The sequence below is a fragment of the Streptosporangium heterodermiicola genome, assembly GCF_051390675.1.
Classification (GTDB): Bacteria; Actinomycetota; Actinomycetes; order Streptosporangiales; family Streptosporangiaceae; genus Streptosporangium.
The window spans coordinates 821,647-835,282 of record NZ_JBPJSR010000001.1 but is presented as its reverse complement, the minus strand read 5'-3'; the positions used below and the strand labels follow the sequence as shown (position 1 = coordinate 835,282).

Sequence of the window (13,636 nt, the reverse complement as noted above, 5' to 3'; positions counted from 1 at the left end):
GGGCGGATCGTGTTCACGGTTTTCCCGTGGTGCGGATCATGTTTCCGCTCCCCGAGGGGGCCGCTTTCCCGGTTTTCGGCGGGCCGGTTCCGCCCGCGGCATTGTTCGCGCCCATGAGAAAGCAGCCGTCCGCCTTCTGAGAATCTGGCTGACCGCTTTAGGACATCCGCTTGATAGCGGATTAGTTCATTATATTTTTCAGGGTAACGACTGGTTTCAAAAGCAGAGGGCACCGAAGGACACGGGGGTTCGTGAGCCGACCGGCCTGCGGACCGGTCGGCGACGAAGGGCGGGCGGAACGGTTATGACGCCGACGAGGGGGATCGAGTGGCCGTCACCGGCGCCCTCGACCCGAACCGTGCGGCCCGTGAGCCGTGACCTGCGATGAAGGGGTCCGTACGTAAGTCCTTACGTAGCGGGAACCCTGCGCGTGTGTTCGTCCGGCCGGGATCCTCCGTGAAGAACGACGATCTTCTCGGAAGGGTTCCGAACCCCGGTTCGGACACGATCGGTGGTGCTTGTTCCGGGGCGGTGACGCCTCGGTGTTCTCGCGGGCCCCGTAGCTGGAGCGTGTTCGGCGAAGGCCTGCACGCCCGCACACCGGCTGAGCACACCGGTCCCGTCAGGTGGAGCGGCTCGCTGGCTGGAAGCTCTCCACAGGGGCGGACGGGATTCTTTCCGTTCCCTGTCTCTCCGGCAAACTGAGCCGCCGGTTAGTCCGGCCAGCCCCAGTCCAGGTTGGACTGGGCGCTGACCAATTGCGAAGAATGCTTGCCTGGGGCCTTCGGGGGGGCAGACGAATCGGCACTCGCGGTCGTAGCATTGCTAGTGACGGCAAAAGTGGCCGTTAATAGCATGGCGAGGGCAGACAAGGCAAGACGTCGGCGCACGGGGAGACTCCTGTCGTAGGTTCTGCTGCTCAAATGACATCTTTCAAGGGGCAACGTGACTGGTCAAGACCTAGTGGGGCAGCGCATCAAAACCGTCCGTCGGCAACGCGGTCTTTCGCAGGCGCAGCTCGCTCATCCAGAACTTTCGGACAGTTACGTATCTCTCATCGAGAGTGGCAAGCGTACTCCGACACCCGCGGTGCTGGAGCTTCTCGCCGAAAAACTCGACTGCTCCCTGACCTATCTGATCAACGGCGTCACCGCCGAGCAGATGCAGGAGATCGAGCTCGCGCTCAGCTACGCGCAGCTGGCCCTCGACAACGGAGAGGTCGTCGAGGCCCGCAACCGATACGCCGAGCTCCTCGCCGACAGCGGCCTGGCGGGCCTGCCGCAACTACGGCAGGACACCGAGTACGGCCTGGCCCTCGCGACCGAGGCCTGCGGAGACCTGGAGCAGGCGATCGTCCTGCTCAACGGGCTGCGCGAGAACGACGCGGTGGCCATGAGCCCCGAGCGCCACATCGCGGTCGCCGTCGCGCTCTCGCGCTGCTACCGCGAGACGAAGGACATGGCCCAGGCGGTACGCGTACCCGAGCAGATCCTCACCGGCGCGGTCCGGCCCGCCTGGACCGACGGCCTGATGCGGCTGGGCGGCCAGCTTCTCGCCGCCTACGTCAACCGCGGCGACCTGCTCAGGGCCCGGCAGTTCTCCGCCGAGATGCTCGCCGCCGCCGAGCTGCTCGCCAGCCCGCAGGCGCTCACCCTGGCGCACTGGGGCGCCGCGCTCGTCGCCGTCGAGACCGGCCACGCCGACGAGGCGGTCACGCACGCCGAGCGCGCCCTGGCCATCCAGTCCGAGTACGGCGACCTGCGCCGGCTGGCCCGGTTGCGCAGCGACTACGCCCAGATCCTGCTCAACGTCCGTCCCATGGAGGCCGAGGCCTGGCGCGACGTGCTGCTGAAGGTGGAGAGCGAGCTGGCGGAGAGCTCCGCCAGCGCGATCGACAAGATGCGCTGCGCGATGAGCCTCGTCCGGGTGGATCTGCTGCTCGCCAGGCCCGAGCGGGCCGAGGAGCGCATGCGCTTCGTCTGCGACCTGCTCGACGGCATGCCGAAGGTCATGCAGGCGGACGCCCGCCTGCTGCACGGCGAGACCCTCGCGGCGCTGGGCCTGCGGGCCGAGGCCTCGCGGGAGCTGCTGGCCGGGGCCGAATACCTGGAGCAGATGCCGGAGATCCGTTTCGCCGCCCACGCCTGGCTCACCGCGGCCCGGGTCCTGGAGCGGATCGACGAGCCTGATCGGAGTGTCGACGCCTACAAGCGGGCGCTGGCCTGCGTCGGACTGTAGATCGGGAGGGCGAGGGCGACCCGCCCGAGGGGATGGATCGGACAGGGGGGTCGAGACCGCGCGGTCGCGTCGGTAGCCTTGTGGTTGCCATGAAGACTTCCCCTGTCGCGGTCGCCCTCGCGCTTCTCGCCGCCCTCGTTCTCGGCACGGCCTTTGCCTCGCCCGCCCTCGCCCATGACCGGCTCAAGAGCAGTAACCCGGCCAAGGGCGCGAAGGTCGAGAACCTGGAGGAGGTGAAGCTGACGTTCAGCGCCACCGTGCGCTTCCCGAACGTCGTCGTCCGCTCCGGGGACGAGACCCACCAGGACGGCAAACCCGCCGCCGACGGCCCCGTGGTCACCCAGAAGGTCAAGGGAGACCTCCCGCCCGGCGAGTACGTCATCGCCTACCGCGTGGTCTCCTCCGACGGCCACCCGATAGAAGGGGAGATCCCCTTCACCCTCCTCGGCTCCGCCGAGGCCTCCCCGTCGCCGTCCCCGCCGCCTTCGGAGAACTCGCCGTCCCCGGAGGCCACCGAGAGTGCCGGGAGTGCCGGGAGCGAGCCCGCCGCGAGCACGCCGGTCGCCACGCTCAGCCCGGCCGCCGCGGCCGGGGAGTCCGAGGAGCCCGGCTCCTCGGGAGGCGTGCCCGGCTGGATGTGGATCGTCGTCGGCGGCCTGACCGGCGTCGGCATCGGCCTGTTCTTCAGCATGCGCGGCAGGAAGCGGACATGAGCAGGACCGCGCGGGCCGCGCAGGCGGCACAGGCCGAGGCGCCGGCGAACGGCCGGGTCGTGAAGCTCGCCCTGGCGGGCGTGGGAGCGGCCGTCGCCGCCCTGGTGATCGCCATGATCGCCGGAGGCGCCGCGAGCCCGCGCATCATCCCGGGCCTGCCCGACCAGGGCGCGTTCACCCGCTGGGGACTGCCGCTGTCGAAGCTGGCGATGGACGCCGCGGGCGTGCTCACCGTCGGCACGCTCCTGGCCGCCGCGATCCTGCTCCCCAACGACAAGGGCCTGCTGGGCAAATCCGCCCTCGGCTACGTCAAGGCCACCTCCTGGATCGCCCTCGCCTGGGCCGGGGCCGCCGCCGCCACGATGGTGTTCAGCCTCTCGGAGGCGCTCGGGCTGCCGGTGGCCGACGTCCTCGGCGGCGACGAGCTCACCAGCTTCGCCAGCCAGGTCTCCCAGGGCATCTCGCTGACCCTGGTCGTGCTGTTCTCGGTCGCGATCGCGCTCTTCGCCCGCGGCGCGATCACCGCCGGCGCGGCCGGCGGCCTGCTCATCCTCGCCCTGGCCACCATGCTCCCGCCCGCGCTGACCGGCCACTCCTCCTCCTCGCCCAACCACGACCTGGCGACCACCGGCGTCGCCGTCCACCTGGTCGTCCTCGCTCTCTGGGTGGGCGGCCTCGGCGTGCTCTGCGCGCACGCGCTGCGCCGCCGGCCACATCTGGAGATCGCCACCGCCCGCTTCTCGGCCCTGGCGCTGTGGTGCTTCATCGGGGTGGGGCTGTCCGGCGTCTTCAGCGTCCTGGCCAGGCTCAGCGCCCTCTCCGAGCTGTTCACCTCCGCCTACGGCCTGCTGCTGCTGGCCAAGACCGCCGCGTTCGCGCTGCTCGGCGCCGTCGGCTGGTGGCACCGCAGGCGGACCCTGCCGCTGCTCGCGGCGGGCGGATCCGGCACGTTCCTCCGCTTCGCCTCCGGCGAGATCGTCGTCATGTTCGTGGCCGTCGGGCTCGCCGTCGCGCTGTCCCGCACCGCGCCGCCCCCGGCGGTCCTGCCCGTCGACAGGGCCTTCGACGTGCTCGGCTACACCATGCCGCCGGAGATCTCGCTCGCCAACCTGGCCTCGCTGTGGTGGTTCGACCTGTTCTCCGGCACGCTCATCGCCCTGCTGGCGGGCCTCTACCTCGCCGGTGTCGTACGGCTCGCCCGGCGCGGTGACTCCTGGTCCAAGGGCCGTACGGCCGCCTGGTTCACCGGCGTGCTGATCCTGCTGATCGCCACCCAGAGCGGTGTCGCCCGCTACGCCAAGGTGCTGTTCAGCGCCCACATGGCCGAGCACATGACGCTGTCGATGATGGTGCCGATCTTCCTCGTGCTCGGCGCGCCCGTCACCCTGGCCCTGCGCGCCCTCAAGCCCGCCGCCCGCAGGGGCGACCGGGGCCCCAGGGAGTGGCTGACGACGATCCTGCACAGCAGGTTCGTCCGCGTCATCGCCCACCCGGCGATCGCCACCGCGATCTTCATCGTCTCCACCTACGCGCTGTACTTCACGCCGCTGTTCGCCGCCGCGATGGAGGAGCACCTCGGCCACATCGTGATGACGGTGCACTTCCTGCTCAGCGGGTGCCTGTTCTTCTGGGTGATCATCGGCGTCGACCCCGCCCCCTACCGGCTGCCGCACGTGGCCCGGCTCATCCTGCTGTTCGTGACCATGCCGTTCCACGCGTTCTTCGGCATCGCGCTGATGAGCATGACCACCGTGCTGGCCTCCGACTGGTACGACCAGCTCGGCCGTACCTGGGGCGCTTCCGCGATCGAGGACCAGCAGACCGGCGGCGCCATCGCCTGGGGGTTCGGGGAGATCCCGACCCTCGTGGTGCTCCTCGCGCTCGCCTTCCAGTGGTGGCGCCACGACGACCGGGGGGCCCGCCGGGCCGATCGCCGCGCCGACGCCGCCGCGGCCCGCGACGGTGGCAGCGGCGACGCCCAGCTCGACGCCTACAATGACTACCTGGCCAAACTCAACAGGCGAGACGGCGCGGAGTAGCCGGACAGCTACGCCCTTCTATCTTCGAGCCCCCTCCAGGACACCTCCCGGTAGCCTGTATCGCAGGGGGCTCGTGCTCACCGCAGCGGGTGCAGCGCTTTTTCCGTCGCGCGCCACGCCCAGTCACATATCCGGTCGGGGGGCCGGTGGCTGCAATGTGCATCAGGAAGGTTGAGCAGTGTCCGAGGAAGTGCGCGTACGCGAGGGCCGGAGCAGGAGCCTGGCCCAGGCGCTCGAAGAGCATCTCACCGAATGGGCCGAGCGCACCGGGATCACCGTCGAGATCTGGGCGCTGCCCGCCCGGGACGTCCCGCCCGTGGTCGCCAAAGCCGTGCTGGCCGCGCTCGGGGAGGCGCTGGCCAACGTCGAGCGGCACAGCGGTGCCCGTACGGTCTCCGTCGCCGTCACCCTCGGGCGTGGCGGCCTGCGTATGACGGTGAGTGACAACGGGGTCGGCTTCTTCGGAGAGGCGAAGGGCCGGGGCGTCGCCGCCATGCGCGCCCACCTCGAACGACTCGGCGGCTCGTGCGGCGTCAACGGCGTTCCCGGCGAGGGAACCACCGTCACCGGAGTGGTGCCCGGCCAGGACTAGCCTGGGCCGGGCGCCCGCCAGGGGGAGCGGCGCCCGGAGGTCGCGGTCTCCCCAGGTCAGGGAGATGATCGCGGGACGGGCCCGGACTCAGGGAAGCGTCAGGATCTCGTGGCCGGTCTCGGTCACCAGGATGGTGTGCTCGAACTGGGCGGTCCGCATGCGGTCCTTGGTGACGGCGGTCCAGCCGTCGGGCCAGATGTCGTAGTCGATGGTGCCGAGCGTCAGCATGGGCTCGATCGTGAACGTCATGCCCGGCTCCAGCGTGACCGCGAGTGACGGGTCGTCGTAGTGGGGCACGATGAGGCCCGAGTGGAACGTGGTGCCGATGCCGTGGCCGGTGAAGTCGCGGACCACGCCGTAGCCGAACCGCTTGGCGTAGGCCTCGATCACGCGACCGGCCACGTTGAGCTGGCGGCCGGGGGCGACGGCCTTGATGGCCCGGTTGGTGGCCTCGCGGGTGCGCTCGACCAGCAGGCGCGACTCCTCGTCCACGTCGCCGACGAGGAAGGTGGCGTCGGTGTCGCCGTGCACGCCGCCGATGAAGGCGGTGATGTCGATGTTGACGATGTCGCCGTCGCGCAGCACGGTGTCGTCCGGGATGCCGTGGCAGATCACCTCGTTGATCGAGGTGCACAGCGACTTGGGATAGCCGCGGTAGCCGAGCGTGCTGGGATACGCGCCGCGGTCGCAGAGGAACTCGTGGCCGATCCGGTCGAGCTCGTCGGTGGTGACGCCGGGGGCCACGTGCCTGCCGACCTCTTCGAGCGCCTGGGCAGCCAGCTTGCCCGCGACCCGCATCCGCTCGATGATCTCAGGGGTCTTGACGTCGGACTCCCCGGTCTTCGGGACCTTCTTCCCGACGTACTCCGGCCGCTGGATATGAGAGGGAACCTTGCGGATGGGGGAGATCCGCCCGGGCTGGAGCAGTGTCGTCATGGTCCCCCAGTCTAGTTGTGCTTCTCACTGGGCAGTATTGCCGCATGAGTGATCAATGGTGGTTCTGCCTGACGCACATGGCCGTCGAACCCGACGACGGATGCCCGAACAAGGACCGGATGGGACCGTACCCGACCCGCGAGGCCGCGTCCGCCGCGCTGAAGACCGCGGCCGACAGGAACGAGGAGTGGAAGAAGAACGACCGCTCCTGGGACGGAGACGACTGAGCCCGCAGCCGGTTACCGGTTACCGGCCGTCCACGACGGCGTACGCGCGGGTGGGTAGGTCGGTTGATCCTCCACGGCGATGTACGCGCGGGCGGGGAAGGCCGGTCAGTCGTCCACGACGGCGTACGCGCGGACGGGGAAGGTCCCCAGGCCGGCCAGCAGCGGTGGCGCGGCGTGGAGGCGAAACCCGCTGCCGGGCAGCGCGGCCAGCCCCGTCATGTGCTCCACGATCGGGATGCCCGCCGCGAGCAGCAGCGTGTGCGCGGGACGCTCACCGCGGGGCGGGGTGTCGTCGATGTTGAGGCTGTCGATGCCGACGAGCGCGGGCCCCCGCTCCGCGAGCCAGTGGGCCGCCTCCGGTTCGAGGTAGGGATGGCCGTGGAAGTACGCCTCGGTGCCGAAGTGCCGGTCCCAGCCGGTGTGCAGGAGTACGGCCCTGCCGCGCACGTCCAGCCCGGCGAACCGGTCGAGCCCCACGGAGGGCGCCCCCTCGGCCCGTACGACCAGGCCCGGCAGGTCGGCGAGCGACTCCAGCGGCATCCCCGACAGGTCGGGCCCCTGCGGGTAGCGGTGGTAGGGGGTGTCGAGGTAGGTGCCGGTGTTGGCGACCAGTTCGACGCTGCCGATGTGGAACTCCGTGCCCGGGGCGTAGACCTCCCGCGAGTCCTCCCTGCTCAGGTGCACGCCCAGGCGGGGGCCCGGGACGCCGGGGTAGGTGATCATCCCCTCGGTGATGCGGTGGCTCAGCTCGACCAGCCGGGTCACGGGACGCTCACCTTCTCGCGCCTCGTGCGGGCCCCGGCCATCCTGCCGATCGCGACGAGGCCGATCACGCCCCAGACGACGTTGAGGATCGCCGAGGGCCAGGCCGAGAGGTAGGCCGTGTTGACCATCAGCGCGACCGCCCCGGCCAGGTTGATCACCTGGTAGGGCAGGCCGTCGCCGGTCATCCTGGACATCGACACCATGGCGTACCCGTACAGCATGACGGCGGCGCCGGCCCAGCCGAGCAGGTTGACGAAGAGGGGCACCGGATCACGCGCCCGACGGGGAGAGGCTCATGCCCCCATGATTTCCGTCCCGCTCACTGAAGGGCAAATAAAGTTTTCTTAATGTCCACGTAAGCTGAGCTGCATGGATATCGATCCCCGGCGACTGCGGGTGCTCCACGAGGTCGCCCGTCGCGGCGGTGTCATGCGCGCGGCGGAGGCGCTCCACCTGACGGCCTCGGCGGTCTCGCAGCAGCTCGAGCTCCTGGAGCGGGAGGTCGGGCTCTCCCTGATCGACAGGTCGCAGCGCCGGGTCGCCCTCACCCCCGCGGGCCGGGTCCTCGCCGGATACGCCGAGCGCGTCGAGGAGGAGCTGGGCGAGGCGAGGCGGGAGCTGATCCGCTTCACCGAGCGGCTGGCCGGGCCGGTGGCGATCGCCGCGTTCCCCACGGTCATCAGGCATCTGCTGGTGCCCGCGCTGGGCAGGCTGGCCGAGCGCCACCCCCAGATCACGCCGCGGATCCAGGAGCTGTACGGGGCGCCCGCGCTGCGGGAGCTCCGCCTCGGCGGGGTCGACCTCGCCCTCACCGAGGAGGACGCCGACAAGGCCGACAAGACCGTCGCGGCGCAGCAGTCCATCGTCTCCCATCCCCTCTACGTGGACGAGTACCGGATCGTGGCCCCGCCGGGCTGGGCGGACGTCCCGCGAGAGGTCGCCGACCTGGCGGGAGTGCCCTGGATCGCCGGACCGCCCGACCAGGCCTGCGGCCACGCCCTGGAGCGGTTCGCCGCCCTGCACGGATTCACCCCGCGCCGGGTGCACATGATCCAGGAGTTCCCGCCCACGCTCGCCCTGGTCGCGGCGGGGCACGGGGTGGCGATCGTGCCGTCGCTCGCCCTGCTCGACGTCCCGGAGGGTGAGGTCGTCGTCACCGGCATCGCCAACGTGGGCGCCAGGAAACTGGACGCGGTGACCCGCCTCAGCCGTACCCGCTCGGGTGAGCCCGACCCGGTGCAGGCCGTGGTCATCGCGGCGCTCAGGGACGCGGCCGAGGAACTGCCGGGACGGCTCGGAGCGCGCTGGAACGCGTCCTAGCCTTACTGCCGGCTTGAGCCGTTCTCAGGGGTGTTCCGGTCGCGTTCTGGTTGTGTCCGGCCGTACCGCCCGCTGGTTCCAGGGGGCGGCCGGTGGGGCTAGTCGGTGACCCGCGGGCCGCTGATCCGTTCCAGCAGCCCGGCCAGGCGGTCGCGCAGGCCGGGACGGCGGCCGGCCTCGCCCGCGGCCATGCTCACCAGGTGCTGGGCTCCGTCGAAGGAGAACGGCGCCCGTTCGGGGACCGTCAGCGCGTCGTGGGCCAGACCTTTCAGATCCGGGTCGCCGCCGTCCAGGGCCAGGATCGTCGTGCCGGTCCTGCGGGCGTCGCTCACCCGTTCCAGCAGCGCCTCGGGGGCGCGCTCCTCGGCCACCACGAACAGCGTCTCGCCCCGCCTGGCCCGCTCGATCCGCTCCAGCCCGACCCGCAGGTGCGCGGGCGCTTCCGGGGCGGGCGCCCAGCGGACCAGCGTCGGGGTGAGCTGCGGCATCCCGGAGAGCCTGGCCTCGTCGCCCAGGTGCGCGGTCAGGTGCCAGGGTTCCTCCTGGGGCGTGCCCACCAGCAGCAGCCCGCCGGGGGAGCGTGTCGCGCGGAGGGCGAGGCCCAGCTCGCGGGTCCGCTCGACCCAGCCGGTCGAGGCCAGGATTTCACGCAGCAGCGTCACCGACCCAGCGTCCATCGCACCATCGTGCCCCAGACACCCCGCGCCGATCCTGGAAACGCGCCCCTGAGATGATCGGGACAGGCGATATGGTCGATGGAGTCCGGCCCTGAGCGACCGGGGGACGATGAGGAGTGGCGAGTGAGCACTGACATTCCGGACGTGAGCAAGATCTCGATCGGGATCCTGGGCGGGACCGGCGACCAGGGCAAGGGCCTGGCCCGGCGGTTCGCCCTCGCCGGTCACACCGTGCTGATCGGTTCACGGAGCGCGGAACGGGCTCAGGCGGCGGCGGAGAGCGTCGGCGGATCGGTGCGCGGCGCGGACAACCCGACCGTGGCGGCCGAGGCCGACGTGGTGATCGTGGCCATTCCCTGGGACGGGCACCGCTCCACGCTGGAGTCCCTCCGCTCCGAGCTGGCCGGGAAGATCGTCGTCGACTGCGTCAACCCGCTCGGCTTCGACAAGCAGGGTGCCTACGCGCTCGCGGTGGAGGAGGGCAGCGCCGCCCAGCAGGCGGCCGCCGTCCTGCCCGACAGCCGCGTGGTCGCCGCCTTCCACCACGTCTCGGCCGTCCTGCTGATGGATCCCGAGGTCGAGGAGATCACCCTGGACGTGCTCGTGGCGGGTGACGACCGCGAGGCCACCGACACCGTCCAGGCACTGGCGGGCCGGATCCCCGGCATGCGTGGCGTGTACGCCGGACGCCTGCGCAACGCCCACCAGGTCGAGGCGCTGACCGCCAACCTCATCTCGATCAACCGCCGCTACAAGGCCCACGCGGGCCTGCGCGTCACCGACCTCTAGCGGCCGGTTGAGTGGATTCGGTCCTTGAACCAGGCCAATCTTGCCCGATTGGATCTGACAAATAGCACGTTAACCGGACATCCTTGGCATATGACTGATTTTCGTCCGGAGACCCGTACCGTCCACCTGCCCCAGCCTCCCCTGAACGGCAGCCGTTCCATCACGATGCCGCTCTACCAGACCTCCGGGTTCGTCTTCGACGACCCGGCCGTTTTCGCCGACGGGATGGGCCGCCCGGACGGCGCCTTCGTCTACGGGCGGCTGTCGAACCCGACGGTCCGCTCCCTGGAGGAGGCCGTCGCCGGGCTGGAGGGCGGCGTCGGCGCCGTGGCCACCGGCTCCGGGATGGGGGCCATCAACTCCGTACTCCTCGGGCTGCTGGAGCCCGGCGACCACCTGATCGCGCAGAAGCCGCTCTACGGCGGCACCGCCGCGATGATCAACGACCTGGTGGCGCGGTTCCGGATCGAGGTCTCGTACGTCCCCGAGGACGACCCGGCGGCGCTGCGCGAGGCGGTGCGGCCGGAGACCAAACTGGTCTACCTGGAGACCATCGCCAACCCGGTGACCCAGGTCGCCGACCTGCCGGGCATGTGCGCCGCGGCCCGCGAGGCCGGACTGGTCTCGGTGGTCGACAACACCTTCGCCTCGCCGATCCTGTGCAGGCCGATCGAGCACGGCGCCGACATCGTGGTGCACTCCACCACCAAGTATCTGAGCGGGCACACCGACGTGCTCGGCGGGATCGCCGTCTTCGCCTCCGACGAGCTGTACCGCAAGGTGTGGTCCTTCACCACCAAGCTGGGCGCCACCGCGGACCCGTTCGCCGCCTGGCTCACCCTGCGCGGCATCCAGACGCTGCCGCTGCGGATGGAGCGCCACTGCTCCAACACCCGCGAGCTGGCCACCCGCCTGGACGCCCACCCCGCCGTCTCCGTCGTGCACTGGCCGGGGCTGCCCTCGCACCCCTCGTACGAGCTGGCGGCCAAGCTCCTGCCCGACTTCGGGGGGGTCTTCTCCTTCGACCTGACGGGCGGGCGGGAGGCGGGGGAGCGGTTCATGAGCTCGGTGAGGCTGGCCCTGCTGGCCCCGTCCCTCGGCGGCGTCGAGACGCTCATCCTGCACCCCGCGACCACCTCCCACCGCTCCCTGAGCGCCGAGGAGCTCGCCCGGCACGGGATCGGCGAGGGTACGGTGCGGGTGGCGGTCGGCATCGAGCACGTCGAGGACCTGTGGGCCGACTTCGAGCAGGCACTCGCCTGACGCCGCGCGCAGCGGGATCCGCGGTGTTTCCGGCATCGCGGCGCGGGGCCGCCCGGGAGACCGGGCGCCCCCTCCGGGATCGTGTTCATGGGGAGGGAGCACGCGTGAGCGTGTCGTTCGAGGACGTGGAGCGGGCCGCCGGGCGCATCGCGGGGCACGTCCTGCGTACGCCGGTGGTCGAGGTGTCGCCTGGGCTGTTCCTGAAGCTGGAGGGGCTGCAGCACTCGGGGTCGTTCAAGGCGCGCGGAGGCTTCAACCGCGCGCTGGCCTCCGAGGCGATCCCCGAGGCAGGGCTGATCGCGGCGAGCGGGGGCAACCACGGCCTGGCGGTGGCGTACGTGGCGCGCGACCTAGGCGTCCAGGCGGAGATCTTCGTGCCGACGGTGGCCAGCCCGGTGAAGGTCGCCGGGCTGCGCGCGCTGGGCGCGCGGGTGACCCAGACCGGCGCCGTCTACGCCGAGGCGTACGAGGCCTCGGTCAAGCGCGCGGCCGAGACCGGTGCCCTGGACATCCACGCCTACGACCAGGCGGAGGTGGTCGCGGGCCAGGGCACGGTCGGCCTGGAGCTCCTGGAGCAGACCGGGGGCGTCGACACGGTCGTCGTCGCGGTCGGCGGCGGCGGGCTCGTCGCGGGGATCACCGTCGCCCTCGGCGGCCGGGCCCGCGTGGTCGCCGTCGAGCCCGAGCTCATCCCCACCCTGCGCCGGGCCCTGGAGGCGGGCGGGCCGGTCGGCGTCGAGGTCTCGGGGGTGGGGGCCGACGCGCTGGGCGCCAGCCGGGCGGGCGAGATCGCGTACGAGGTCACGAGCGCGGCGGGGGTGCTGAGCCTCCTGGTCTCCGACGAGGCCATCGTCGAGGCGCGGCGTGAGCTGTGGCGCGAACACAGGGTCGCCGCCGAGCACGCGGGCGCCGCGGCGTACGCGGCCCTGCTGTCCGGTGTGTACACCCCGGCCCCCGGCGAGCGGGTGGCCGTCGTCGTGTGCGGCGCCAACACCGACCCCGCGACGCTCGTCTGACGCTTCGCGCGTTCCGTACGACGAGGCCGCCCCGGCGCCGCCAGGTTCTCCTGGGGCGCCGGGGCGGCTCGGCGGTGGTCACCGGTTCCGCGCCGCCCGGGGGTTGCGCGGTCCGGACCGGTCAGCGGTAGCTGTGCTCGGCGGTGGGGAAGGCGCCGGTCGACACCTCGTCGGCGAAGCTGCGTACGGCCCTGTCCATCTCGTGGGCCAGGTCGAAGTACTTCTTGACGAACTTGGCGGGGCTGGCGGTCAGGCCCATCAGGTCCTGCCAGACGAGGACCTGCGCGTCGGTGCCCGGCCCGGCGCCGATGCCGATCGTGGGGATCGACAGGGAGGCGGTGACCCGCTCGGCCAGGTCGGTGGGGACGCACTCCAGGACCACCGAGAACGCCCCGGCGTACTCCAGGTCCTTGGCGTCGGCCATCAGCTCGTCGCCCGACTGGCCGCGGCCCTGCACGCGGTAGCCGCCGAGCGCGTTGACCGACTGGGGGGTCAGGCCCAGGTGGGCCATCACCGGGATGCCGGCCGAGACCAGGGCCTCGACCTGGGGAAGCACCCGCCGCCCGCCTTCGAGCTTGACCGCGTGCGCGCCGGCCTCCTTCATGAAGCGGGCGGCCGTCTCCAGGGCCTGCTGGGGAGAGGACTGGTAGGAACCGAACGGCAGGTCGGCCACGACCATCGCGCGGGAGGAGCCGCGGACCACGGCCGCCGTCAGGGGCATGAGATCGTCCACCGACACGGGCAGTGTCGAGTCGTAGCCGTACACGACCATGGCGGCCGAGTCGCCGACGAGCAGCACGGGGATGCCGGCCTCGTCGAAGACCCTGGCGGTCATCGCGTCGTACGCGGTGACCATCGGCCACCGCTCGCCGCGCTCCTTGGCGGCGGCGACGTCGCGCACGGTGATCCTTCGTCCAGCCTGGCCGCCGTAGAGAGAGGTCGGCCGGTTGGTGACGGAAGAGGACATGGGACCTCCAGTGAAGTCTCGAGGCGCCCCTGTGGCGTCCCCGGACGGTTTCGATGATTGCACGCGTACGACAGGTTCAACAGACCTGATCGGC

14 protein-coding genes are annotated in these 13,636 nt (G+C 71.3%); 9 read left to right on the top strand and 5 right to left on the bottom strand.

Annotated features, from left to right (window positions below):
• Positions 1 to 945: 945 nt before the first annotated feature.
• The 4 genes from ACSC1Q_RS03410 to ACSC1Q_RS03395 all read left to right on the top strand — a co-directional run bounded on the left by ACSC1Q_RS03410 (position 946) and on the right by ACSC1Q_RS03395 (position 5,582).
• The gene (locus ACSC1Q_RS03410; RefSeq protein WP_436757135.1) at positions 946 to 2,238 is read left to right on the top strand and encodes a helix-turn-helix domain-containing protein; all 1,293 of its coding nucleotides are present in this window, start codon (positions 946 to 948) and stop codon (positions 2,236 to 2,238) included.
• A gap of 89 nt (positions 2,239 to 2,327) precedes the next feature.
• Positions 2,328 to 2,951 (top strand): copper resistance CopC family protein, encoded by a 624-nt coding sequence (locus ACSC1Q_RS03405; protein WP_436757134.1) that lies wholly within the window; start codon positions 2,328 to 2,330, stop codon positions 2,949 to 2,951.
• Positions 2,948 to 4,990 carry a bifunctional copper resistance protein CopD/cytochrome c oxidase assembly protein gene (locus ACSC1Q_RS03400; protein ID WP_436757133.1) on the top strand — a complete coding sequence of 681 codons (2,043 nt, stop codon included), beginning with the start codon at positions 2,948 to 2,950 and terminating at the stop codon, positions 4,988 to 4,990. Before ACSC1Q_RS03405 ends, ACSC1Q_RS03400 begins: the two co-directional genes overlap by 4 nt.
• 178 nt (positions 4,991 to 5,168) lie before the next feature.
• Positions 5,169 to 5,582: a sensor histidine kinase gene (locus tag ACSC1Q_RS03395; protein WP_436757132.1), complete on the top strand. Its 414-nt coding sequence runs from the start codon at positions 5,169 to 5,171 to the stop codon at positions 5,580 to 5,582.
• An 87-nt stretch (positions 5,583 to 5,669) separates the two neighbouring features.
• Here ACSC1Q_RS03395 and map read toward each other — a convergent pair whose 3' ends face one another.
• Complete coding sequence (gene map / locus ACSC1Q_RS03390) at positions 5,670 to 6,518, bottom strand: type I methionyl aminopeptidase (protein WP_436757131.1); 849 nt, start codon at positions 6,516 to 6,518, stop codon at positions 5,670 to 5,672.
• Positions 6,519 to 6,562: 44 nt separating this feature from the next.
• Here map and ACSC1Q_RS03385 point away from each other — a divergent pair, with 44 nt between their 5' ends.
• The gene (locus ACSC1Q_RS03385) at positions 6,563 to 6,745 is read left to right on the top strand and encodes a hypothetical protein (RefSeq protein WP_436757130.1); all 183 of its coding nucleotides are present in this window, start codon (positions 6,563 to 6,565) and stop codon (positions 6,743 to 6,745) included.
• 105 nt (positions 6,746 to 6,850) lie between these two features.
• Here the strand turns inward: ACSC1Q_RS03385 and ACSC1Q_RS03380 are convergent, their stop codons facing one another.
• Together ACSC1Q_RS03380 and ACSC1Q_RS03375 are read right to left on the bottom strand one after the other, a co-directional pair.
• Positions 6,851 to 7,510 (bottom strand): cyclase family protein, encoded by a 660-nt coding sequence (locus ACSC1Q_RS03380; RefSeq protein WP_436757129.1) that lies wholly within the window; start codon positions 7,508 to 7,510, stop codon positions 6,851 to 6,853.
• Positions 7,507 to 7,776, bottom strand: a complete 270-nt coding sequence (locus ACSC1Q_RS03375) for a CBU_0592 family membrane protein (protein ID WP_436757128.1) — start codon at positions 7,774 to 7,776, stop codon at positions 7,507 to 7,509. The genes ACSC1Q_RS03380 and ACSC1Q_RS03375 overlap by 4 nt, the downstream gene beginning before the upstream one ends.
• A 103-nt stretch (positions 7,777 to 7,879) precedes the next feature.
• Here ACSC1Q_RS03375 and ACSC1Q_RS03370 point away from each other — a divergent pair, with 103 nt between their 5' ends.
• On the top strand, positions 7,880 to 8,830 hold the full coding sequence (locus ACSC1Q_RS03370; RefSeq protein ID WP_436757127.1) for a LysR family transcriptional regulator: 951 nt from the start codon (positions 7,880 to 7,882) through the stop codon (positions 8,828 to 8,830).
• Between the two features lie 98 nt (positions 8,831 to 8,928).
• Here the strand turns inward: ACSC1Q_RS03370 and ACSC1Q_RS03365 are convergent, their stop codons facing one another.
• Complete coding sequence (locus tag ACSC1Q_RS03365; RefSeq protein WP_436757126.1) at positions 8,929 to 9,507, bottom strand: hypothetical protein; 579 nt, start codon at positions 9,505 to 9,507, stop codon at positions 8,929 to 8,931.
• Between the two features lie 123 nt (positions 9,508 to 9,630).
• Between ACSC1Q_RS03365 and npdG the strand changes: the two genes are divergently transcribed.
• From npdG to ACSC1Q_RS03350, 3 genes are all read left to right on the top strand, one after another.
• Entirely contained in the window at positions 9,631 to 10,296 is a 666-nt protein-coding gene (gene npdG / locus ACSC1Q_RS03360) for an NADPH-dependent F420 reductase (protein WP_436757125.1), read from the top strand.
• Between the two features lie 90 nt (positions 10,297 to 10,386).
• Positions 10,387 to 11,559 carry a trans-sulfuration enzyme family protein gene (locus tag ACSC1Q_RS03355; RefSeq protein ID WP_436757124.1) on the top strand — a complete coding sequence of 391 codons (1,173 nt, stop codon included), beginning with the start codon at positions 10,387 to 10,389 and terminating at the stop codon, positions 11,557 to 11,559.
• A 104-nt stretch (positions 11,560 to 11,663) separates the two neighbouring features.
• Positions 11,664 to 12,575, top strand: a complete 912-nt coding sequence (locus tag ACSC1Q_RS03350; RefSeq protein ID WP_436757123.1) for a threonine/serine dehydratase — start codon at positions 11,664 to 11,666, stop codon at positions 12,573 to 12,575.
• Between the two features lie 121 nt (positions 12,576 to 12,696).
• Here ACSC1Q_RS03350 and panB read toward each other — a convergent pair whose 3' ends face one another.
• Positions 12,697 to 13,542, bottom strand: a complete 846-nt coding sequence (gene panB / locus ACSC1Q_RS03345; RefSeq protein WP_350970736.1) for a 3-methyl-2-oxobutanoate hydroxymethyltransferase — start codon at positions 13,540 to 13,542, stop codon at positions 12,697 to 12,699.
• Positions 13,543 to 13,636: the final 94 nt, after the last annotated feature.

What these genes read in the sequence shown, in the direction of transcription:
- panB (WP_350970736.1), bottom strand. Translation starts at nt 13,542, where the DNA reads ATGTCCTCTTCCGTCACCAACCGGCCGACCTCTCTCTACGGCGGCCAG.
- ACSC1Q_RS03355 (WP_436757124.1), top strand. Translation starts at nt 10,387, where the DNA reads ATGACTGATTTTCGTCCGGAGACCCGTACCGTCCACCTGCCCCAGCCT.
- ACSC1Q_RS03400 (WP_436757133.1), top strand. Translation starts at nt 2,948, where the DNA reads ATGAGCAGGACCGCGCGGGCCGCGCAGGCGGCACAGGCCGAGGCGCCG.
- ACSC1Q_RS03370 (WP_436757127.1), top strand. Translation starts at nt 7,880, where the DNA reads ATGGATATCGATCCCCGGCGACTGCGGGTGCTCCACGAGGTCGCCCGT.
- ACSC1Q_RS03405 (WP_436757134.1), top strand. Translation starts at nt 2,328, where the DNA reads ATGAAGACTTCCCCTGTCGCGGTCGCCCTCGCGCTTCTCGCCGCCCTC.
- map (WP_436757131.1), bottom strand. Translation starts at nt 6,518, where the DNA reads ATGACGACACTGCTCCAGCCCGGGCGGATCTCCCCCATCCGCAAGGTT.
- ACSC1Q_RS03365 (WP_436757126.1), bottom strand. Translation starts at nt 9,507, where the DNA reads ATGGACGCTGGGTCGGTGACGCTGCTGCGTGAAATCCTGGCCTCGACC.
- ACSC1Q_RS03385 (WP_436757130.1), top strand. Translation starts at nt 6,563, where the DNA reads ATGAGTGATCAATGGTGGTTCTGCCTGACGCACATGGCCGTCGAACCC.